The sequence below is a fragment of the Nostoc sp. genome (assembly GCF_036919595.1).
GTDB lineage: Bacteria > Cyanobacteriota > Cyanobacteriia > Cyanobacteriales > Nostocaceae > Nostoc.
Genome location: NZ_JBALCO010000081.1, coordinates 48796 through 70730, shown reverse-complemented (window position 1 = coordinate 70730; position 21935 = coordinate 48796). Strand labels below are relative to the sequence as shown.

Below are 21935 nucleotides of genomic sequence, written 5' to 3'. Positions count from 1 at the left end.
GTATTAAATAGGAGTGCAAAAAGTTGACCTCACCACAACTACCCCCCAACGCCTACACCGATGCACCTCCGCAGCACCCTAACTTAATCGTCGGTAGTTTGGAACTGCTTTTATGGCTTGTCTTTCGCCCTTCAGCGTGGCGTAACCATCTCAAACGCATTGACCCCATTTTAAATACCGACTCCTCGTTGATTATCTTGTTGAGACAAGGGCGATGGCGAAACCTTGCTCTGTGGCTGCTGTTCATCCAGGGATACTTCATCTTGCCTATTCTGGCTAATTTACTAGTGGGTTTAGTGCTGTGGATGTTGGGTAAACCAGTCGCAAATATAGCTTTTCCTATGGCGGTAAGTGTGGCGTTCAACGTAGTGTTCAGCGTGGCGTTCGGCGTGGAGGTAGGCGTGGCACTAGGCGTAGGCGTGGCACTAGGCGTAGGCGTGGCACTAAGCATGGTAGTAAGCGTGGTAGTAGTCGTGGCACTAAGCACGGTAGTAGGCGTGGCACTAGGCATGGTAGTAGGCGTGGCGTTCGGCGTGGCGGTAAGCTGCGTGGCGGTAGGCCTCGTGGCGGGAGGCAACGGCCAGACAGGAACTATCAGCTTGGCGGGAGGCAGCATGGCAGTAGGCATGCCGGAAGCCGTGGCGGAAGCTGTGCCGGTAGGCGTGGCGGAAGCCGTGCCGATAGGCGTGAAGGTAGCTGTGGCGGTAGGTATGGGAGTAAGTATTAAGTTATGGTGGCCTGTTCTATCCTTTCCATTTATCCTTGCTTGGAATTCTCTTCTCTATAGATTAGATAAAAGGCGTAATGGCAAAAACCCTTGTTGGTTGCGCTATCACTCCGCCTTCTGGGATGAGTGGCAGCTTTTACATCTGCCTGGTTTGGATGAGCATCTCCTCTTCGTAATCGAAAATAACCCAGTTGAAGGCAAAGCTGCTTTAGAATATCTCAGTAATAGCCCGCAACGCTGGGCAGCTCAAGCTGTACAAATTGAATTGGATGCACGCAGTTTACAAGGCTGTACTGATGTTAAAGCTATCCGTGAAGCTCATCGCAGTCTGGTAATTAGCGAACTAGATAATGAAGTTAGCCCTTTGCTACGAATTTTTAGCCGCATCAGCAAAGATGTAGACGCTGCCCTTAATCAGGCAAGTGCTTATAGTCGGCGTCTAGCTCTCACAAATGTTGCAGACAAATTAAATTTACAGTTGCAGGACTTCACTCGTAACACTGACAAATATACAGTCCGTTTCCGTCCCATTGTCCAAAGTTGGCGTGAGATAGTCACCAACTATATAGATGAACTGGCTAAAATTACTGAACTCAGTCAAGAAATTGACTCGCCTTACATCATCGGCGTACCTCTCACACGGGAGCAAGAAATTTTCACGGGGCGTGACGACATTGGCTTACGCATCGAGCAACTACTTTTAGACCACCGTCGTCCACCTCTGCTACTCTATGGTCAGCGACGCATGGGTAAAACTTCCCTCCTCAACAACATCGGAAAGTTACTACCTAGTAACATCATCCCCATGTTTGTGGACTTACAAGGCGCACCTTCATCAGCTAGTGACCATGCAGGTTTTCTCTACAACCTGGCTAGAGATATGGAGAAGTCAGCGAAAAAGCAAGGTGTAACTCTACCGTCCCTAGCCCGCGAAGTATTAAAATCTGACCCCTTCACCTATTTTTATGAATGGCTAGATAAAGTAGAACAGGCTCTAGAACAAAATACCGCCTTACTAGCGCTAGATGAATTTGAGGTGCTAGACAACGCCATAGCCAAAGGTCGTTTTGATGAACAGGATGTTTTGGGAATGCTGCGTAACCTCATCCAACATCATCCTCGCTTCAAGATTTTACTAGCTGGCTCCCATACTATCGAAGAATATCAGCGCTGGGCTAGTTATCTCATTAATGTTCAAGTAGTGCATATTTCCTACCTCAAAGAAGCGGAAGCACGACAATTAATTGAACATCCCGTCAAAGATTTTACCCTCCGCTATGAACCGAACGCTGTTGAGCGAGTACTGCAACTCACCCGCTGTCACCCATTCTTAGTACAACTACTGTGTGCAGAAATTATTGTCCTTAAGAACGAGCAAGACCCCTCTATCCGGCGATTGGCAACTTTAGCGGATGTGGAAGCCGCGATACCAGAAGCTTTGCAAAGTGGCAGCTTTTTCTTTGCTGATATTCAAAACAATCAAGTAGACCCCACCGGACAAGCTATTCTACGTTTTATCGCCGCTCAAGGGGAAGGGGTTCTAGTTAGCCGCCAAACTCTATTGCAACAGTTCCCCGATGCTGATATTACTTTCAGCTTGCTGTTGCAACGGGAGTTAATTGAGGAAGTTGACGACGGCTATGGCTTCCAGGTGGAGTTGATTCGTCGCTGGTTTGTTTGAATCATGTCCGGTAAATTAACTTATGATATGTCATTGGGAGCGATCGCGGAGTGTTTCGTAAAGAAGCGAAGCAATCCCAAGGATGTTGCGATTGCTTCGCTTTGCTCGTAATGACAAGTGTTCAGCCGGACATGATATCAAAGATTCGTTAACGGAGTTCAAAGACTCGTTGACGGAGTTCAAAGACTCGTTCACAAGTATCAAAGACTGATTCACGGAGTTCAAAGACTCGTTCACGAGTTTCAAAGACTGATTCACGGAGTTCAAAGACTCGTTCACGAGTTTCAAAGACTGATTCACGGAGTTCAAAGACTCGTTCACGAGTATCAAAGACTCGCTGACGGAGTTCAAAGACTCATTCACGAGTATTAAAGACTCGCTGACGGAGTTCAAAGACTCATTCATGAGTATCAAAGACTCGCCGACGGAGTTCAAAGACTCATTCACGAGTATTAAAGACGTAAGGGCTACAATGATTTTGAATACTATAAGTTAGTAGGGTGCATTAGCCCTTGGCGTAACGCACCCTACTAACACTACTGCTAAAAATAGTAGTTAGAATACACGTACATCAGGCTTAGGTAAATATTTGCTACTTGTGCTGGCGTAATTGCTCTACTATATATTCTTCTAGTTCTTGTTTTTCTCTATTACTGGCATTTCGTTGATAAGTTCTTCCTGTTTCTTGAATAAACCTACGTTTCTCGCTTGGAGAAGATTTGAGTTTACCTCCAGCGCCTTGCAGCTTTTGCTGTAATTCTTCCCAAGTCTTTTCACCCACACTTTCACCTAGTTTTACCAGTACCTTTGGTAGTAATGTTTTTGCCTCTCTTTGAAAATCTTCTTCTGTTTCAAGGGAAGCTAAATCAGTTTTGCTGAAGTCGATATCGATTTGAAACTTACTCATAGAATTTTATTTGTTCTTTTAACGATTATTAGCACAATGAGCAGAAGATAACTGTACAACCAGGTTAGCAATATTAAAAATGCTATCTTAAAGGCAAAGGTCATTTGCTAAATTATTCAGGAAAACGCTATGACTACAACGCTCAAAGAGGCTAATTCTATCGAGTCATTGCTAGGTAAAGAGGCTGAAGACCTGCTTACCTACAAAGCAAAAGTTTCTCAGGATTTAATACATTTGCCGGGGCCAGACTTTGTAGATCGAATCTGGCTCAACAGCGATCGCAATCCTCAAGTATTGCGTAATCTCCAGTTACTTTATTCTACTGGTCGTCTGGCAAACACAGGATATCTGTCTATTCTACCGGTAGACCAAGGGATTGAACATTCAGCTGGTGCGTCTTTTGCGCCCAATCCGATTTACTTTGACCCAGAAAATATTATCAGATTAGCGATCGCCGCAGATTGCAATGCGGTTGCTACGACTTTGGGAACATTAGGGATCGTTTCGCGCAAGTATGCCCACAAAATTCCCTTTATTGCCAAAATCAATCACAACGAATTGCTGACTTTCCCCAATCAATTTGACCAAGTATTGTTTGCTGATGTGGAACAAGCTTGGAATTTAGGGGCGGCTGCCGTAGGTGCGACAATTTACTTTGGCTCAGACCAGTCTACCAGACAAATTCACGAAATCAGCAAAGCTTTTAAACGCGCCCATGAACTTGGTTTGGTTACAATTCTCTGGTGCTATCTGCGGAATAACGCTTTTAAACAAGATAAAGATTACCACCTTGCGGCTGACCTCACCGGACAAGCGAATCATTTGGGTGTGACGATTGAAGCCGACATCATCAAACAAAAGTTACCCGAAAATAACAATGGTTACGGTGCAGTCGCCAAAGCTACTGGTAAGAGTTACGGCAAAACCGATGAGCGTGTTTACACAGAACTGACAACCGACCACCCAATTGATTTAACTCGTTACCAGGTGCTGAACTGCTACTCTGGGCGGGTGGGGTTGATTAATTCTGGTGGCGCGACAGGTAAAAGTGATTTCGCCGAAGCAATTCGCACCGCCGTGGTAAACAAACGCGCTGGTGGTTCCGGATTAATTTCTGGGCGAAAGACGTTCCAACGTCCCTTTGAAGAAGGTGTGAAGCTATTTCACACCATTCAAGATGTTTACTTGTCGCCAGATGTGACGATAGCTTAAAGAGTAAGGAGTTAGGAGTTAGGAGTTAGGAGTTATAAAAATTCTTTCCCCAATGCCTAATTCCCAATTCCCAATTCCCATTTTTATCTAACGTTTCTCAGTAAGAAATCTGGTTGACCACAACTTTTTTGCGATCGCTTCAAAATCTCCGTACTACAAATACCAGCTTCACCGTTTTTGGAATAACAAAAGAAGACTTCTTCTAAAAATCTTCCCGAACCAGAACAAAAAGGTGCTATACCATCAGCAGTAATTTGATTATTCGCACTCACAAATGAATTTTTAAAGTTTGTAATTGTGGTACGCAAAGGTTTCGCCGGACGATTATAAGCTGCGGGAATAGCGATCGCATCTTTTAACTTTTTACTGAATGCCAAATATTCCGCAGGAGTTTTCCCCGAACAAGTACCATGTTTTTCCCATTCATGATCGAGAAGTTTAGGGCTAGGAAACAAATTGGAAAACTGTCGCTTTACTTCCAACGGTAATTTTTGCGTGGAACAATTAGCAGGATAACCCCTTTGGTACTGTGGCCACAAACCATGTAGTACAAAACCAAGTTTCTTTCCAGAACCACACTGCTGCGGGTCACGAGTACTATTTGCCGCACAATAATCCGGCGACCAAGAGAGTGTTAGTACATAAAAATCAAATTGACCCGGAGTACCGCGATTTTGAGCAATGGCAGCATTAGGTATAAAAAGGCCAGTAATTACCAGAGAAGATGCGATGAAAAGTTTATTGAATCGCATATAAACAGTTAGTTTTGCCTAAAATTAATACACTATAGCAATCCTAAATGAGTCGTGAAAATCTCCAATTCCTTTCTCGGCGCTCTTTGCGCCTCTGCGGTTAATTTATTTTTACAAATGATTTAGGACTGCTATACATAGATTATATTGTTAACAGCCAAGGCTCAAGATTCAGTAATTATTCGTAATTATCCAGTTCCTAAGGAATTCAAAAAAAGCAAATCTTGGTAGGGATTCTGGGATATCCTTAGATAAGTGAAAGATTTGCCAAAAATAGTAAGAATGAAGCTGGCAGCAAGAGTAAGTCAGGTGACACCTTCATTAACCTTAGCGATCGCAGCCAAGGCTAAGGCACTGAAGGTAGAAGGAATAGATGTTTGTAGTTTTAGCGCCGGAGAACCAGATTTTGATACCCCAGCGCATATTAAAGCCGCAGCAGTCAAAGCTTTGGAAGAAGGTAAAACCAAATACGGTGCAGCAGCTGGAGAACCAAAGTTAAGGGAAGCGATCGCCCGTAAGCTTAAAACTGATAACGGTCTTGATTACAAGTCAGAAAATGTGATCGTCACCAATGGCGGTAAGCATTCTTTGTACAACTTAATAGTGGCGCTGATTGATCCAGGTGATGAGGTAATTATCCCTGCGCCCTACTGGCTAAGTTATCCCGAAATGGTGACTTTAGTCGGTGGAATCTCGGTGATTGTGCCTACAGATGCCACGACGGGTTATAAAATTACTCCTGAACAACTCCGTAAAGCAATCACGCCGAAGACGAAGTTATTTATTCTCAACTCCCCATCTAATCCTACAGGGATGGTTTACACGCCAGATGAAATCAAAGCACTGGCGAAGGTAGCAGTTGATGCAGATATCTTTGTCGTCTCTGATGAGATTTACGAAAAGATTCTCTACGACGGTGCAGAACATATTAGCATCGGTTCTCTAGGGAAGGAAATTTTTGACCGGACTTTGATCAGTAACGGGTTTGCGAAGGCTTATTCCATGACTGGGTGGCGTATCGGCTATTTAGCCGGACCAGTAGAAATTATTAAAGCAGCGAGTACCATTCAAGGGCATAGTACATCTAACGTGTGTACCTTTGCCCAATATGGTGCGATCGCAGCTTTGGAAAGTCATCAAGGTTGTGTCGAAGAAATGCGTCAAGCCTTCGCCAAACGGCGACAAGTCATGCTAGACAGACTCAATGCCATTCCTGGATTGAGTACTGCCTCACCAGATGGCGCTTTTTATCTGTTCCCTGATATCAGCAAAACTGGTCTAAAATCTCTAGAATTTTGTGACGCCTTGTTGGAAGAACATCAAGTTGCAGTCATTCCCGGAATTGCTTTTGGCGCTGATGAGAACATTCGCCTTTCCTACGCCACAGATATGGCGACAATTGAGAAGGGAATGGATAGATTAGAGAAATTTGTCAAGTTGCGTATTTAGTTAGTTGTCATTTGTGAGGACAATTTACCAACTCTTCAACTTCTTAACTCCACCTTTTCGACTTAGAAGGGGTGGAGTTCATTTTTAAACCTGAAGTTCCGAGTTCTGAAGCTGAAGTTCCGAGTTGCGAACCTGAAGTTCCGAGTTCTGAAGCTGAAGTTCCGAGTTCTGAAGCTGAAGTTCCGAGTTCTGAAGCTGAAGTTCCGAGTTCTGAAGCTCAAGTTCCGAATTCTGAAGCTGAAGTTCCGAGTTCCGAGTTAGTGGTCTGTCAAGTTTTATTTGCTAGGTTCATAGTTTGCGCTATCTTCGATAAAGCGCAAACTACGAACAATCTCCATCCCCTTTTGGCAGAAGCACCAGAATTGAACTACCATTACTCGCCTGCCAACATGAAACGTAGCCAGACTTGAAGAGTTTCATCAAGTAGCTTAAAAATATTTAGATAGAGGCAAAGACGCGACTTTTGAATTAACAGATGCCATATTACTAAACCGCAATGTTTATTCCGATTCTGACTTATCTTTATCACCAATATTTAGACGCAAGTGGTCAAGTATTTATGAAGCCCGTGAAGCTGCTCAAAACCGCGAAAAATTAATAGTTTCAGCCTCCCATTCCCCGTTTTGGGGTATTATGTTCAAATGAAATATAATTTCGATAAAGTCATTTTACGTTCCAACACTCGTTCTCTCAAACATGATACGCGGGAACGATACGTTAAGCCTAAGGATACTATACCCATGTGGGTTGCGGATATGGATTTTGAGGCTCCCCCTGAGGTTCTCGAAGCCATTCGACAACGCGCAGAATATGGAATTTTTGGCTACAGCGTCAGAACTGACGATTACTACGATGCTGTGATCAACTGGATGCGGCGGCGGTTTGCTTGGGAGGTTAAACAGAGTTGGATTACCTTCACTCCTGGGGTTGTTCCGGCATTAAACTTCGCAATCAAAGCTTTCACAAATCCTGGGGATAAGGTGATTATTCAACCCCCAGTGTATTACCCCTTTATGAATGCGGTGATCAACAACGGTCGGCGACTGGTAACCAACCAATTGATTCAACACGAAAACGGCACATATGCCATCGATTTCGATGATTTGGAACGTTCTATCGACGACCAGACGCGATTGATCATCTTTTGCAGTCCTCACAATCCAGTGGGGAGAGTCTGGCGTCTCGAAGAACTGAATCGTTTTGCAAAAATTTGTCTGAAACATGACCTTGTGGTTGTTTCTGATGAGATACACGCAGATCTGATCATGCCGGGGTATAAACACACCGTTCTTGAGACGCTTTCCGATGAAATTGCCAGCCGCGTTGTGACCTGCACAGCCCCAAATAAGACATTTAATCTCGCTGGACTGGGAGTTGCTAACATAATAATCTCTAACGCATCGCTGCGTAATAGCTTTAAAACTGAGCTGTCCAAAGCAGGATTAATGATGACAAATACCTTTGGCATTGAAGCTACCATTGCGGCTTATCGATATGGTGAACCCTGGCTCGAAGCGTTGAACTCCTACCTTGATCAGAATTTTAAATTTTTAGCGTCCTTTGTTCGTGACCATCTCCCCCTGGTAAAAGCTATCCCTTTAGAGGGGACTTATCTGGTCTGGTTGGATTTCAGGGGTATGGGACGCAGCGACGATGAGATCAATGAGACCTTGCTTAATCAAGCAAAAGTATGGTTAAGCGATGGCTCAACCTTTGGTAAAGGCGGCGAAGGATTTCAGCGGATCAATATTGCAACTCCACGGGATGTCTTAGAACGTGGGTTAAAACAAATCGCAAAAGCCTTTGCCGATAACTGATCAAAATAAAGTTTAAAATTCAATGTATACAAAGGCTTCTGATACAGTCACTTCACAGCAGGATTACAGTGATTTGGAGAAAATAGCAATTATTGGTTGTGGTTATGTGGAAACTGCTTTATGACTGGAGTTTAGACTAGTTATCTGGCAATAATTCTAAGTCTGCACTTGTCCAGCGTATCCGTTGATCAATGGTTTAGCTCATCCGAACCCTTGAAATATTGATAATAATATCCTAATGGCATTTGTCATTTATTATTTGTTATTCTTCCCCATGCCCCAATGCCCCTCACATCTACATTAACTCCATCTCCCGCAACCCCTGGCGTAGTCTCTTCGCCTCTTCGGGATTATACCTTTCATGAAGGGCGATCGCTTTTCTAAAAGCTGTTAAACTATCTTGATGATTGCCAACTTTGAGCAACACTACCCCTAAATTTTGATACGCTTCGGCATAGTTGGGATTTAACTTGATTGCATTTTGATAACATGCGATCGCATCTGTAAATAAACCCAAAGCCTTAAATATCATCGCTAAATTATAATGTCCAACAACAAAAGTTGGGTCAATTTTCAAAGTTGTGGCGTAAGCAGTTTTCGCACCATCGAAATCACCTGCTGCTTTGAGTAAGTTACCCAAGTTGTTGTATGCTCCTAATTTGAGCATGGGGTAAATTGGTAATTTGATTGCAGCTTTATAGTGATAAATAGCCTGTGGAGATTTTTGCAACCGACTGTAGGCAATGCCTAAATGATAGTGGAGTTCATATAAAATATCGTAGTTTTCTTCAGCAGCGGTGATTCCTCGTCTAAGCAACTCCATACCTGGGGAAATTTTCCCAGTTTGCACATACAATGCCCCTAATTTACTGCAAACATAAGGGTCATCAGGATGAGTCGCAAGAAACCCTTCCATCGCCGTAGCTGCTTTGGCATATTTGTTATTTTGAGCGATCGCACTTTTTTGATATCCTACGTGTAAAAGTGCTACTCCTGGTAAATAACCTACTTGCCAATGGGGTTCTTTGGTTAAAATTGCTGACACGCTATCATCTACTAGGGCATGGTAAGGACGGTCAAAATGAATATCTGGATGATTGCGGAATAGCCTGGAAACCAGAGAATAGGGAGATTGTTCTGCACCAACTTCATGGCGGACGAGGTTGAGCAGCAAGTATTCATCTCTAGCGATCGCCTCCCGCAATTGCGGTAAAATTGCTGGTGTCAGAGTTTCATCAGCATCTAATACCAGAATCCAATCACCAGTGACATATTTTAGAGCCGCATTACGGGCAGCACTGAAGTCATTACACCATTTAAAATGATGGACTTTTGCACCGAGTTGTTGGGCAATATTGGGAGTGCGATCAATTGAACCTGTATCCAAGACTACCATTTCATCCACCACTTTTCTGACACTGTTCAGGCATTTAGGTAGTGTTGCTGATTCGTTTTTCACAATCATGCACAGACTGAGTTTCATATTGCCAATAAATTCTGGGTTCAGATTTTTTGCTTGCTGTAGTCACCAACTTTTATTTTGCACCGATATAGCATCAGATAATCATATGGCGAGTTTTTAACCAAGGACAGGATAAGGATATTTTATTTGCCATCAAAATGCTCAAGTTTTACTTGTTAGACAAGCTTACTGAAACTAACTCAAGATATATCTATTTTAGTTCTTTGACAATTTTTCTAAATAAGCCTAAAAAATATTAACAGGGTGAGTCGCTACAAAGTCTCCTATATCAAGCTGTAAAGTGTAATTCTCATCAGTGTCAGATTATTGACACATCATCTACATACCTCATTTGCTCTAGACTCCATAGAGGTCAATTTACCCTTCACACCTGGATTTATGAAATTGAGAGTGGAGAAGTCTTTTTTGACGATGCCGATACGGGTCGATTTAAAATCAGAGAAAATCACCCCTTACCTGTACCTAATCCTCTAATAGGTGTACACTCGAAATAGTAGATTATATCTAATATGTCTTGGATAATAGTTAATCATCTTTTAAACTAGATACTACCCATTTTTGATGCTTGTATAACTATAATACAAATTATATAAATAGTCATATATATCATGAAAGATTCATTCACCAAAACAGCAAAATTACTTCGCGAAAATCTCAAAGAATATTTGCGATCGCTTCAGTATTGGTTTTTAGATACACCAGAAAGGGCGCTCTTAGAAGCTCAACAAGCAGCTCAGAGAATTAAAAACATCGAAAACGAACATTTTGGCAAAAAAAAAATATCATCAGAATCAGTCAATTATACTGAAAATGTGATGTCTTACTGGCAAGGAGACCTTGAGAAAAATTTAACTATTATCAAAATCAGGCTTGCAGAGTTCCGGCTTAGTCGGGGAATTGTCAATATCTCTAATTCTGTCTTATTAGAAAAGTTAAAGGTTATTGATGAAGTTGTAGAGAAGTACGCTATCAAAGATGAACTAATTAGCAACGGTGCGTTAGAATTAACTTCTCAACCATTACAAATTAACCAGAGCGAAATCAACGAACAGCTAGACTCATCTAATATCAATAATATTCAAGCCCTACTTCCATCTAAAAAAACTGGGGCAATTCCAAGGTCTTTTGGCAATACAGTTAATAGAATTAAAGCGGGATTCTCCCCACAGGCAGAAGAAGAATTTATTAGAAGTTACCGAAGTTCTCGAAATCGGACAAAAACTGCGCTGAGATTTTTATTAGTTCTAATTATTGTACCGTTCTTAACTCAGCATTTTTCTAAGCAATTCTTAGTAGTTCCCCTATTAGAAAAGATTAAAGGAGATCAAATTCAAACTTTCCTCAATTATGATATACAGAAAGAAGCTCTCCATGAATTACATAGTTTTGAGCAAGCATTGAAATTTGAACATTTACTTAATCAAGCGCCACCACTTTCTTCAGAGGTAATAACAGAAAAAATCAAAGACAAAGCAATCGAAATAGCTGAAAAATCTCATATTCAAAGTACTGGCGCCATTAGTAATGTTTTTGCAGATTTAATATCATTAATTTCTTTTAGTATAATTATCGCTTTCAGCAAAAGAGAAATTATGATTGTGAAGTCTTTTATGGATACCATTGTTTATGGTCTTAGCGATAGCGCTAAAGCTTTTTTAATTATTTTGTTTACAGATATATTCGTAGGATTTCACTCACCAGATGGGTGGGAGGTTCTTCTTGAAGGATCGGCAGAACATTTAGGTTTGCCAGCCAGTAGAAATGTAATATTTTTCTTTATTGCTACATTTCCAGTGATTTTAAACACTATCTTTAAATACTGGATATTCCGCTATCTGAGTCGCTTATCTCCGTCGGCATTAGCTACATTAAAAGAGATGGACGAGTAATTCATAATTTATAATTATTTTGACGCATTTGTCTTATGATTCGCTAGGCTATGTATATCCTGGTTCTTCCAAAGCGTACTATGGATTTTGAAAGCAAAGCCAATGCCTCAACTCCCACAGATAACATAGAGTTTGCTCAACCAACTACTACCCGCAAGCCATTGGAATTGTTGCGAGATACTGAGGCTTTGCTACGTCGCCCGACCGTAGCAACACTGTCGCTGATTTTGCCACCAAAACTAAGCAATAGATTCCAAGCAACCTCATCTTTGGCAGATGACTCCTTTAAGGAACTGGCAGAAATTGACCTAGACAGTATTAGTGATTTTGAACTGCGACCTGCACGAATTCATGTTGGCTTAAGCTTTGTTGGTTTTGGAGCGCTGATGATATTAGTGCTGCTGCTGTACTTAAACACCTTGCGTCCAGAACTCAGAACGGTTGAACAGATTCAGCGATATTGGTATCAATATGTTTGGTTTGTCAGTTTGGGTGTTACGGGGATGTTTATGTTGGGACGTGAAGCGATGCGTCCTATGCCAAAGCGGCGAAAATGAAAAGTCGCAAGTGGTGACATCTTGTATCTCTTTCAGTTTCTCACTTTCCTGCTATACACTTGCAGCAAAAGTTTGTTTAATAAGTTTTTATTGTTCGGCACTTTCTTTTGATTTTATTATAGGCTAGAAGAAAACCGGAGGTGCATTGAAGCCGCAAACGCTTATTTGCTAAGATTTTCAGTGCGACAAGATTGAAACAGGGCAACTTCTGATCACCATGCCAACATCTACAATCGACAGTAAAGACGCAGCAGCTATCCAAGCCGCCAGAGTTGGGGTTGCTATATGCGATCGCTCTGGCTGGGGACGCATCAAAGTGTCTGGCGACGATCGCCTCAACTTTTTACACAACCAAAGTACTAACAATTTCCAAATACTTAAGCCAGGACAAGGTTGTGACACGGTTTTCGTCACTTCCACAGCCAGGACAATTGATTTAGCAACCGCCTATGTTAGAGAAGATGCAGTAATCCTGCTGGTTTCACCCAATCGCCGCCAGTTTCTCATGGAATGGCTGGATAAATATATTTTCTTCGCCGATAAGGTGGAATTATCTGATATCACACAATACACCAGCACCTTCAGCCTGATTGGCCCAGGAAGCGACGCTGTTTTAGAAAAGTTGGGCATTAGTGAACTCATCGGGCAACCTTACGGTAGTCACAAAGTATACACGATTGCTCCTGCCGAGGGAGTGCGGATTGCTGTGGGTAGTGGGTTGGCGGCTCCCGGATACACCTTAACTTTCCCCTATACTGATAAATCTTCGGTGTGGAGCAAATTGTTAGAAGCTGGGGCAGTAGAGATGAGCGATCGCGCTTGGGATGCCTTGCGAATTTTACAAGGCCGCCCCGCCCCAGATGCTGAACTCACAGATGATTACAATCCTCTGGAGGTTGGTTTGTGGCAAACAATTTCTTTTAATAAAGGTTGCTATATTGGGCAAGAAACCATCGCTCGGTTAAATACATACAAAGGTGTAAAACAACACCTTTTGGGTATCCGCCTTAGTGCCCCGGCGTCAGTTGGAAGTGCGATCGCAGTTGGAGATGAAAAAGTCGGCAAACTTACCAGTTACACAGAAACTGCTGATGGTTATTTTGGACTAGGTTACATTCGCACTAAAGCTGGTGGCGTGGGCTTGAAAGTCCAAGTGGGAGAAACTGAAGGTGAAGTAGTAGAAATCCCGTTTGTTTCTCAGGAATACCCATAAGCAATTCAAATCAAAATATCTTTCTCTTTATCCCGAGCGCCGTAACAGAATTCATCTACCCAAGAAGTTAGACTACGGGCATTACTGGTTGGTATTAAATGCATTTTGCTTTTAACGTGTTGTGGTTGGATATTCGGATGTTTGCCGTTGCTCTTAACCTCGGTAGTAATTGCTAGCGATGCTCCTGAAGGGAGCCGCCCCTTGGGCGATGTCTGACGACAAGCTGCTTTGCTGCTACGTACTGGTTTGCGGTTACTACAAATCTCAATGGTAGTTGCCAGCAATGCGCCTACAGGGAGCTGCCCCTTGGGCAATGTCTGACGACAAGCTGCTTTGCTGCTACGCACTGTTTTGTCGTTGCTCTTAACCTCGGTAGCTAATGCCACAGATGGCATAGTTTTGGCTTTGCTGTTAACCTCACTAGTCATTGTCAGCGATGCTTCTGAAGATAATTGACCAGAGTGCGATCGCGCTGGTTGATATTCGTTTATGAAACTGGAGGATGGCGTTTTTACTGGAGTATCAGGAGCAATTTTAGTAGCAAATGCACCTATCAACTCAGGTTTGCCTGTATGAACTACCTCAGTGGTAGCTGTAAATGACGGCACAAGTTGATCGGCACGTGGCAAGTTGAAGTTTAGAGTCTTGGCTGGAGAATAAGGCGCAATCTGGCTGGCAGTTACAACCGATGACACATGTTGATCCTCAAAATGCTTTTCATCTGGCGACTCACTTTCAACTTGGCTGGTAGCCATAGAATGTTCTGATTTTATTAAAGGTAACTCTTGATCAGGATTGAAGTTAAGACCTAAAGCGGCGACTATTTTATCTGGATCGTTATTCAGATCCAGCATAAAAGAAAGTATTTCATCAAACTGGGGTTCCAAAACAGACAATGTTGCCAAAATAAAACCGGACAAAGGACGCCGCAGACCATCGTAAGTCCCCCAAATTCTGATTTTGACCAGCCAGGGAATATTTTGCTCGTAGTAAATCAGCCACTTTTGTTTTAAGGATTGACGCAGCTGCTGGATATTCATTGGATGCCTCACTTCAGTCAATAAGATTACAGACCATGATATTGTTAATTAATTTTATTTCCGGGGATGAAACCGATAATAGAGCATCTGTTCAACTCTTTGACCACCTAGTAAATGATTTTCTACCAGTAAAGATACTTCATCGGGTTGAACTCCGCTATACCAGACCATATCGGGTAATATCAGCACCATCGGCCCATTGCCACATTGTCCCAAACAGCTGCTAGCCGTTACCGTTACACCAGGGATTGGCAAAGCCATAAAAGCTGTTAAAACCTTGAGGGCACCTTGCTTTTTGCAGGTGCGATTTTGACAAACCTGCACACATTTAGCAGAAGAGGGTTGGTCTATGATCGGGAAGTTTGATGGTTGACTTATGTTTGACATTTTTTAACGAACCGCTCCAGACGCAGAGGATACAGAGGAGGAGAAAGGGAGTAGGAAAGAAGCAGGGGAGCAGAGGGGCAAAGGAGAATAATTAATAACCAATACTTCTCTACGAGAGGCTGCGCCAACGACGCCGCTGGTTACTGAGCATAGCCGAAGTATCAGTACAAGTATTTAATGCCCCATAACTAATCTATTGAAAGTCCTTTTGAGGCTAGCCATTCAGGGTTGAATATCCGCGATTGATACCGGGAACCACTATCACATAAGATGGTGACAATGGTATGTCCTGGCCCTAACTGCTTCGCTAGGGCAACAGCTGCACCAACATTAATACCTGTTGAACCGCCCATTAACAGCCCATCTTTCCTCAGCAGTTGGTAAACTACCCGCAAAGCTTCTTTGTCATCGATTTGGATAGCATCATCAGCAGGTGCGCCTTCCATATTGGCTGTGACACGACCATTACCGATGCCTTCGGTGATGGAATTTCCTTCTATGTTAATTTCGCCGATTTTAATATAGCTATAAAGTCCACTACCCAGCGGATCAGCAACAACGCATTTAATCACTGACTTTTGTTCTTTCAAGTACAATGCCACACCAGCAAAAGTACCACCAGTACCAGTTGCAGCCGTCCATGCATCTATTTTACCATCTGTCTGCGTCCAAATTTCCGGCCCTGTGGTTTCGTAGTGGGCGCGGCGGTTGGCTAAGTTATCAAACTGATTCGCCCAAATGGCATTTTCTAACTCAGCAGCGACTCTGCCAGATAGCTTGACGTAGTTGTTCGGGTCTTTGTAGGGTACAGCGGGGATGGGACGAACTTCTGCTCCGAGTGCTGTCAGTGCGTCTATTTTTTCTTGTGACTGAGTATCGGGAATAATAATTAGGCATTTGTAGCCTTTGGCGTTGCAAATATGTGCTAGTCCAATGCCAGTATTACCAGCAGTTCCTTCTACAACGGTGCCACCGGGTTTGAGTAAACCTCTCTCTTCGGCATCTTCGATGATGTAAAGTGCAGCGCGGTCTTTGACGGAACCGCCAGGATTGAGGAATTCTGCTTTACCAAGGATTTCACATCCTGTTTCTTCGCTGAAGCTGTTTAAGCGAATCAGAGGTGTATTGCCAACAGCGCCGACGAAGCCATTTCTAATATCCATTTTGACTGTACCTGTGTGAGTATCTATAAAAATTTTGGCTTATAGCAGTGGCATGATTTACAGCTTCTTTACCTAAAATCCTATGATGCATACACCTTTGGGGTTGCCGTTGGCGTACCCCTACAATACAAGCTACGCCTAGCATCTCCTTAGAGAAGCCTCTGTCTGCAACATGCTACCCGAATACAGATAAGGCATCGCCTATTTCTATTTTTAAAGTAAGTACGTAGCAGTGTAGCGGTTTTTTGTACAAAATTGCTACTACATCTTACTCAATTTTAGAACGAACCTTGGTGAGGAGCGATCGCCCCTTTGTGTAATAGCTATTCACATTCACAAATATTGTTTTGACACTACCAAACTTTACTCTTTTTCAAAACAAACCTAGGTAATACTAACTTTTGGTGATCCGGTAATATTCGTTTTCGCCACAATTTTCCGGAAAGCAAGTGCATTTTGGGGGATCTAACTCTAGCTTAAGTTTAGTAGGCAATGAAAATTAAAATAGTAATTTTACTGGGGATTTAAAATATTTACGTGAGTTAGTATACAGCATGATTGACGAGTAAATGCTGATATCATTTCATTGTCTTAGATAGGATAGACACCGATGACATCTGAAAGCGATCGCCAAAAAGAACTTGAACACCGACAACGTATACAACGAGAAGTTGATTTGCGGCTCCAGGAAATGGAAGCTAAAATGTATGCTCCCGATGCAGCTTTGGATGAAACTGTAAAGCATCAGCCAGAAAATTCCCAGGAACCTTGGATGAAAAAAGTGATTTTCGGTGGGAAGCTGTTTACTCTTGGTGTGGTAGGGCTGGTTGCAGTGAAAATAGCCACACTGGTGGCTGGGTTTATTGTTGTTGCAGCGCTGGGGTGGGTGTCTTACAAATTATTTTTTGAATCTAAAATAACCAATCTTTAATAAAGGTGTAACTATTATGATTGAACAGGTAACAACTGACAGATTTATCCAAGATTTAGAGCGTGTTGCTCAAGTGCGCTCTGAGATTTCTGTGTGTTTGAGTAAATTGGCTGAAACAATTAATAAAGCTGAGTTGGCTGGAGACTATTCATCAGGAAAACTCAGTTTAGAGCGAGATATTGAAGATATTACAGTAGCTAGTAAAAACCTCCGTCAAGGTGTATTTCGCCTTTTAGTTTTAGGCGATATGAAACGGGGAAAAAGTACCTTTCTTAACGCCTTAATTGGAGAAAATTTACTACCGAGCGATGTTAACCCTTGTACCGCAGTGTTAACAGTTTTACGCTATGGGTCAGAAAAGAAAGCCACCATTCATTTTAATGATGGAAAAAGCCCGCAGCAGCTAGATTTTCAGAACTTTAAATATAAATATACCATTGATCCAACTGAAGCTAAAAAACTAGAGCAGGAGAAAAAACAAGCATTTCCAGATGTTGATTATGCAGTAGTTGAGTATCCCTTAACGCTACTAGAAAAGGGAATTGAAATTGTCGATAGTCCAGGATTGAATGATACAGAAGCGCGAAACGAATTATCTTTGGGTTATCTAAATAACTGCCATGCAATTCTATTTGTAATGAGAGCTTCTCAACCTTGTACTTTGGGTGAGCGTCGCTACCTAGAAAATTATATCAAAGGTCGAGGATTGACGGTTTTCTTTTTAGTTAATGCTTGGGATCAGGTGCAAGAATCATTGATTGATCCTGATGATGTAGAGGAGTTAAAAGGATCTGAGGAGAGATTGCGGCAAGTATTTAACGCGAATTTAGCAGAATATTGTACTGTAGAAGGTCAGAATATTTATGACGAACGCGTATTTGAGCTTTCATCAATTCAAGCACTCAGACGACGGTTGAAAAATTCCCAAGCTGATTTAGAGGGAACTGGCTTTCCGAAGTTTATGGATTCGCTTAATACTTTTCTTACCAGAGAACGGGCGATCGCAGAACTCCGTCAAGTCAGAACCTTAGCTAGACAAATCTGCAATCATACCCGCGAAGCAGTTGCTAGACGTATACCATTACTTGACCAGGATGCAAATGAATTAAAAAAACGGATCGATTCAGTAGAACCTGAGTTTAACAAACTTACAGGTATCCAAGATGAATTCCAAAAAGAAATTATCAATACAAGAGACACTCAAGCAAAAACAGTTTCGGAATCTTTTCGTAGCTACGTTTTAAACTTAGGTAATACCTTTGAAACCGATTTCTTACGCTATCAGCCAGAATTAAACTTGTTCGATTTTCTCAGTAGTGGTAAACGAGAAGCATTTAACACCGCACTGCAAAAAGCCTTTGAGCAATATATCACTGATAAATCTGCTACTTGGACATTAACTGCTGAAAAAGATATCAATGCAGCTTTTAGAGAACTTTCTCGTAGTGCTGCACAATATGGCGCATCTTACAGTCAAGTCACAGACAAAATTACAGAAAAGCTCACCGGACAAGACGTTAAAGTAAATACCACTACTATTGAAGATGATAACTCTCCTGGCTGGGCAAAATGGGCAATGGGATTGTTATCACTATCTAACGGAAATCTTGCTGGTTTCGCATTAGCCGGGGCTGGATTTGATTGGAAAAATATCTTATTAAACTACTTTACTGTAATTGGTGTTGGCGGGATAATTACCGCAGTGACAGGTATTTTTCTTGGCCCCATCGGGTTTGCGCTGCTAGGTTTGGGAGTAGGATTTTTGCAAGCAGATCAAGCGCGTAAAGAGTTAGTTCAAACTGCTAAAAAAGAGTTAGTTAAACACCTACCCCAAGTGGCACATGAGCAATCTCAAGTTGTATACAATGCCGTTAAAGAGTGTTTTGACTCTTACGAAAGAGAAGTGAGTAAGCGGATTAACGATGATATTGTATCTCGAAAATCTGAATTAGATAATCTAGTCAAGCAGAAAGAAACCCGCGAAATAAATCGTGAGAGTGAGTTCAAACGTTTAAAAGATTTACAGGAAAATGTAATAGCTCATTTGCAAAAAATTGAGGCAGCTTATAGCAAATTATTAACTTGTTATCGCTAATATATCTTATTCCTCTCGTTCCTAGCTTATAGCTGGGAACGCCTACTGGGAGGCTCTGCCTCTCATAAATATAAGGCAATACGTTTCAGTTAAGCCTTAACTTTTTGTCAAAGTCAATTTTTTTAACGTAGACGCAAAGCGGCTTGCCGCAGGCTACCGCTAAGGACGCAAAGTACGCAAAGAAAGAGAAAGAATAAATTTTTAACTGAACTGTATTGAAATATAAAAAGCTAAACGTAAACAAATTAAAGTTTGTAATAATGAGTTTAGTTATAATAACGTTTGCTATCAGCGATGAATAGCTCGCTACAAATTAGGATTTTATTGTATGTTTAATTATATCTACCTACTTAAGAATGTGAGGCGGTAGCCCCAATAATCTGCATTACCAGCTATAAGCTGGGAACGAGGAACTATGCAACAACAGTATGAAGGTTATAAGGGTTTAGCAGATTCTCTCAAATCTGCATCGGCATTGCTGAATTTAGAAGGCAAATCGCAACGGCATCAAGATATAATTACCATTTGCAATCATTTAGTTAATCCTAGCTTTCACATTGCGGTATTTGGCCCCTTTAATCATGGCAAATCTACCTTACTGAATGCCATACTGGGGAATCGCACTTTACCAATTGATTTAATTCCCACCACAGGCGCAGCAATTACTGTTAAGTATGGCTCTGATCTGCAAACTCGTATCATCTTGGTAGATGGTACAGAAATTTATCGCAGTGGTACAGAAGTTTTACAGCAATTTGCAATTCTTGATGGCAATAGGCAGATGCGGAAAGATGTAATATCTGTGGAAGTTTTTTGTCCGCACCCCTTTTTGGAAACAGGTGTAGAATTGCTCGATTTACCGGGAACAAATGATAGAGATGAACAAGATAATTTAGTCCGAGAGCAATTATTAAGTGCAGATTTAGTTATCCAATTATTAGATGCACGGAAATTAATGACTTTAGGTGAGCGGGAAAATTTACGAGATTGGCTATTAGATCGCGGTATTAAAACAGTTATATTTGTTGCTAATTTTATTAACTTACTCGAACCCGACGAGCAAAAACAAGTCCAAAATCGTCTGGTGTTTGTTGCGGAAAGCTTTCGAGCCGAATTACCTCCAGGTTTTAGTAATTTATATCGCGTCGATGCTTTACCTGCCTTAAGAGCGAGATTAAAAGGTGATGTTGCTGCTGCCAATAGTAGCGGCTTAGCAGCTTTTGAAACAGCTTTGCAAAATATTGTGGGGATTTTGCAACCAAATCGTGGTAGTGTGCGTTTGCCAAGAGTGCAAGCGATCGCTTCTCAAATCCAACTCTCATTAAAAGCTAAAATTGACCATATTGCTATTGAAATAAAATCCTTTGATGATAAACAAAATACTAAAATTGAAATTAAGCAAAAAGCAGCCAACTTAATTTATAAAGGTTTTGCTATTAGTGTAGGAGAGTTACAAGATTGGCTAGCATTACCCAAGCTGCTCACAAAATATCAAGCTGAGGCGGCAGTTGCATTAGCAGAAAATAAATTTAAATCTTGGCAAACAAATACTCTTAAAAAAGACTTGACTCAGTTGCAATTGGCTGTGGGGAAATGGCTTGATCAAGCTTACGAATTTTTCCACGAAGAACGACCGCAAGATTTATTAATTCCCTTTCCTAGCGAACCACAAGTAATACTACCCTCAAAGTCAAGCAATACTGATGATTTGAGTGAACCTGGTTCTATCGCTGTTGGTGGTGGTATTGGTTGGTTGTTAGGCGGCCCAGTAGGTGCTGCTGTCGTCGGGAGTATTTCTTATTTGTTAAACAAGAATATCCAAAAACAAGATGAACAATCAGCAACGGAATCTTATCATCAGGAAGTAGCTAAACTTTGTATAACTGCAATTGAAGATTATTTATCTCGCTTCAGCACTCAAGGGTTATTAATTTTGACTGAATATGAGCAGAAAGCCGAAAAAATAATTTGTTTTGAACTCAGTCAAGAACCACTAGAAATTACTAATAAGCATGAAACTTTGCAGCGGTTACAAAACGGTTTTAATCAGTTGCTACAAGAATTAGAAAAAGTCAAAATTCTCTCCAATCATCAACCTTATAAAGAAATCCCACAATCCCCGAATATCAATAGAAAATATTCGCCACAGACAGAGAGAGTTAAAACTTTCTTACAAAAAGATCCTGATATTAAGCAACAACATGAAAATACTGCTAAAAATACTGTGACAAGGGTAGAATTTGTTTCTCCACCGCCAAAAGCTTCTCCCTCTCCACGTCCAGAAGAGTTGGAGGCGAAATTTCGTGATTGGGAACTCAATGAGGAAATAGCGCGAATGAAAGCAGAGATGCAAACGCCTGGTTCTCAAACTGGCAAACAGCAAAATACAACTCAAAGCAACAAAACACCCAACCAAGCCCAAATAGATAAGATTACTCGCGCCTACGACATTTTAGGATTGCAAACAAATGCTTCTCAGGCTGAGGTAAAGCAGGCTTATCGAACTTTAGTAAAGAAATGGCATCCCGATTTGTTTGTGAATCAGCCGCAACTGCTAAAACAAGCACAAGAGAAAATGCACTTAGTAAATGAAGCTTACACAATTTTGAGTGAGAAATGAACAACCAGATCC

At 41.7% G+C, this 21935-nt stretch carries 18 protein-coding genes; 11 read left to right on the top strand and 7 right to left on the bottom strand.

Features of this window, described 5'->3' with window-relative positions; all coding sequences use genetic code 11:
- Positions 1-23 precede the first annotated feature (23 nt).
- Positions 24-2408 (top strand): AAA family ATPase, encoded by a 2385-nt coding sequence (locus V7K21_RS11925; RefSeq protein WP_335174422.1) that lies wholly within the window; start codon positions 24-26, stop codon positions 2406-2408.
- Between the two features lie 30 nt (positions 2409-2438).
- Here V7K21_RS11925 and V7K21_RS11920 read toward each other — a convergent pair whose 3' ends face one another.
- Both V7K21_RS11920 and V7K21_RS11915 read right to left on the bottom strand, forming a co-directional pair.
- Complete coding sequence (locus V7K21_RS11920) at positions 2439-2855, bottom strand: hypothetical protein (protein ID WP_335174420.1); 417 nt, start codon at positions 2853-2855, stop codon at positions 2439-2441.
- A gap of 145 nt (positions 2856-3000) precedes the next feature.
- Complete coding sequence (locus V7K21_RS11915; protein WP_335174418.1) at positions 3001-3315, bottom strand: hypothetical protein; 315 nt, start codon at positions 3313-3315, stop codon at positions 3001-3003.
- Between the two features lie 129 nt (positions 3316-3444).
- Between V7K21_RS11915 and V7K21_RS11910 the strand changes: the two genes are divergently transcribed.
- The gene (locus V7K21_RS11910) at positions 3445-4527 is read left to right on the top strand and encodes a class I fructose-bisphosphate aldolase (protein ID WP_335174416.1); all 1083 of its coding nucleotides are present in this window, start codon (positions 3445-3447) and stop codon (positions 4525-4527) included.
- Positions 4528-4610: 83 nt separating this feature from the next.
- On the opposite strand, the gene V7K21_RS11905 is transcribed toward V7K21_RS11910, so the two are convergent.
- Positions 4611-5279, bottom strand: coding sequence for a ribonuclease T2 family protein (locus tag V7K21_RS11905; protein WP_335174414.1), 669 nt, complete (start codon positions 5277-5279; stop codon positions 4611-4613).
- Between the two features lie 282 nt (positions 5280-5561).
- Between V7K21_RS11905 and V7K21_RS11900 the strand changes: the two genes are divergently transcribed.
- The 3 genes from V7K21_RS11900 to V7K21_RS11890 all read left to right on the top strand — a co-directional run bounded on the left by V7K21_RS11900 (position 5562) and on the right by V7K21_RS11890 (position 8545).
- On the top strand, positions 5562-6728 hold the full coding sequence (locus V7K21_RS11900; protein ID WP_335174412.1) for a pyridoxal phosphate-dependent aminotransferase: 1167 nt from the start codon (positions 5562-5564) through the stop codon (positions 6726-6728).
- Positions 6729-6799: 71 nt separating this feature from the next.
- The gene (locus V7K21_RS11895) at positions 6800-7138 is read left to right on the top strand and encodes a hypothetical protein (RefSeq protein ID WP_335174410.1); all 339 of its coding nucleotides are present in this window, start codon (positions 6800-6802) and stop codon (positions 7136-7138) included.
- 231 nt (positions 7139-7369) lie between these two features.
- On the top strand, positions 7370-8545 hold the full coding sequence (locus V7K21_RS11890; protein WP_335174408.1) for a MalY/PatB family protein: 1176 nt from the start codon (positions 7370-7372) through the stop codon (positions 8543-8545).
- Positions 8546-8840: 295 nt separating this feature from the next.
- Here the strand turns inward: V7K21_RS11890 and V7K21_RS11885 are convergent, their stop codons facing one another.
- On the bottom strand, positions 8841-10028 hold the full coding sequence (locus V7K21_RS11885) for a tetratricopeptide repeat protein (RefSeq protein WP_335174406.1): 1188 nt from the start codon (positions 10026-10028) through the stop codon (positions 8841-8843).
- 608 nt (positions 10029-10636) lie between these two features.
- On the opposite strand from V7K21_RS11885, the gene V7K21_RS11880 reads away from it, so the two are divergent.
- The 3 genes from V7K21_RS11880 to ygfZ all read left to right on the top strand — a co-directional run bounded on the left by V7K21_RS11880 (position 10637) and on the right by ygfZ (position 13687).
- Positions 10637-11917: a proton extrusion protein PcxA gene (locus tag V7K21_RS11880; RefSeq protein WP_335174404.1), complete on the top strand. Its 1281-nt coding sequence runs from the start codon at positions 10637-10639 to the stop codon at positions 11915-11917.
- Positions 11918-11997: 80 nt separating this feature from the next.
- Positions 11998-12474 carry a hypothetical protein gene (locus V7K21_RS11875; protein ID WP_335174402.1) on the top strand — a complete coding sequence of 159 codons (477 nt, stop codon included), beginning with the start codon at positions 11998-12000 and terminating at the stop codon, positions 12472-12474.
- A 217-nt stretch (positions 12475-12691) separates the two neighbouring features.
- Positions 12692-13687, top strand: coding sequence for a CAF17-like 4Fe-4S cluster assembly/insertion protein YgfZ (ygfZ, locus tag V7K21_RS11870; protein WP_335174400.1), 996 nt, complete (start codon positions 12692-12694; stop codon positions 13685-13687).
- A 5-nt stretch (positions 13688-13692) separates the two neighbouring features.
- Here ygfZ and V7K21_RS11865 read toward each other — a convergent pair whose 3' ends face one another.
- From V7K21_RS11865 to V7K21_RS11855, 3 genes are all read right to left on the bottom strand, one after another.
- The gene (locus V7K21_RS11865; protein WP_335174398.1) at positions 13693-14727 is read right to left on the bottom strand and encodes a DUF5331 domain-containing protein; all 1035 of its coding nucleotides are present in this window, start codon (positions 14725-14727) and stop codon (positions 13693-13695) included.
- A gap of 54 nt (positions 14728-14781) precedes the next feature.
- Positions 14782-15114, bottom strand: a complete 333-nt coding sequence (locus V7K21_RS11860; RefSeq protein WP_335174397.1) for a (2Fe-2S) ferredoxin domain-containing protein — start codon at positions 15112-15114, stop codon at positions 14782-14784.
- A gap of 188 nt (positions 15115-15302) precedes the next feature.
- A complete protein-coding gene (locus V7K21_RS11855) occupies positions 15303-16277 on the bottom strand; it encodes a cysteine synthase A (RefSeq protein ID WP_335174395.1) in 975 nt (324 codons plus the stop codon).
- A 610-nt stretch (positions 16278-16887) separates the two neighbouring features.
- Here V7K21_RS11855 and V7K21_RS11850 point away from each other — a divergent pair.
- The 3 genes from V7K21_RS11850 to V7K21_RS11840 all read left to right on the top strand — a co-directional run bounded on the left by V7K21_RS11850 (position 16888) and on the right by V7K21_RS11840 (position 21923).
- Positions 16888-17208 (top strand): DUF3040 domain-containing protein, encoded by a 321-nt coding sequence (locus V7K21_RS11850; protein WP_335174393.1) that lies wholly within the window; start codon positions 16888-16890, stop codon positions 17206-17208.
- Between the two features lie 16 nt (positions 17209-17224).
- A complete protein-coding gene (locus V7K21_RS11845) occupies positions 17225-19303 on the top strand; it encodes a dynamin family protein (RefSeq protein WP_335174389.1) in 2079 nt (692 codons plus the stop codon).
- Between the two features lie 415 nt (positions 19304-19718).
- A complete protein-coding gene (locus tag V7K21_RS11840; protein ID WP_335174387.1) occupies positions 19719-21923 on the top strand; it encodes a dynamin family protein in 2205 nt (734 codons plus the stop codon).
- Positions 21924-21935: the final 12 nt, after the last annotated feature.

Excerpts from the sequence above, each read along its gene's own strand:
- V7K21_RS11875 (WP_335174402.1), top strand. The coding sequence starts at position 11,998 with ATGGATTTTGAAAGCAAAGCCAATGCCTCAACTCCCACAGATAACATA.
- V7K21_RS11890 (WP_335174408.1), top strand. The coding sequence starts at position 7,370 with ATGAAATATAATTTCGATAAAGTCATTTTACGTTCCAACACTCGTTCT.
- V7K21_RS11915 (WP_335174418.1), bottom strand. The coding sequence starts at position 3,315 with ATGAGTAAGTTTCAAATCGATATCGACTTCAGCAAAACTGATTTAGCT.
- V7K21_RS11885 (WP_335174406.1), bottom strand. The coding sequence starts at position 10,028 with ATGAAACTCAGTCTGTGCATGATTGTGAAAAACGAATCAGCAACACTA.
- V7K21_RS11855 (WP_335174395.1), bottom strand. The coding sequence starts at position 16,277 with ATGGATATTAGAAATGGCTTCGTCGGCGCTGTTGGCAATACACCTCTG.
- V7K21_RS11840 (WP_335174387.1), top strand. The coding sequence starts at position 19,719 with ATGCAACAACAGTATGAAGGTTATAAGGGTTTAGCAGATTCTCTCAAA.
- V7K21_RS11880 (WP_335174404.1), top strand. The coding sequence starts at position 10,637 with ATGAAAGATTCATTCACCAAAACAGCAAAATTACTTCGCGAAAATCTC.
- V7K21_RS11850 (WP_335174393.1), top strand. The coding sequence starts at position 16,888 with ATGACATCTGAAAGCGATCGCCAAAAAGAACTTGAACACCGACAACGT.
- V7K21_RS11905 (WP_335174414.1), bottom strand. The coding sequence starts at position 5,279 with ATGCGATTCAATAAACTTTTCATCGCATCTTCTCTGGTAATTACTGGC.
- V7K21_RS11860 (WP_335174397.1), bottom strand. The coding sequence starts at position 15,114 with ATGTCAAACATAAGTCAACCATCAAACTTCCCGATCATAGACCAACCC.
- ygfZ (WP_335174400.1), top strand. The coding sequence starts at position 12,692 with ATGCCAACATCTACAATCGACAGTAAAGACGCAGCAGCTATCCAAGCC.
- V7K21_RS11900 (WP_335174412.1), top strand. The coding sequence starts at position 5,562 with ATGAAGCTGGCAGCAAGAGTAAGTCAGGTGACACCTTCATTAACCTTA.
- V7K21_RS11865 (WP_335174398.1), bottom strand. The coding sequence starts at position 14,727 with ATGAATATCCAGCAGCTGCGTCAATCCTTAAAACAAAAGTGGCTGATT.
- V7K21_RS11845 (WP_335174389.1), top strand. The coding sequence starts at position 17,225 with ATGATTGAACAGGTAACAACTGACAGATTTATCCAAGATTTAGAGCGT.
- V7K21_RS11910 (WP_335174416.1), top strand. The coding sequence starts at position 3,445 with ATGACTACAACGCTCAAAGAGGCTAATTCTATCGAGTCATTGCTAGGT.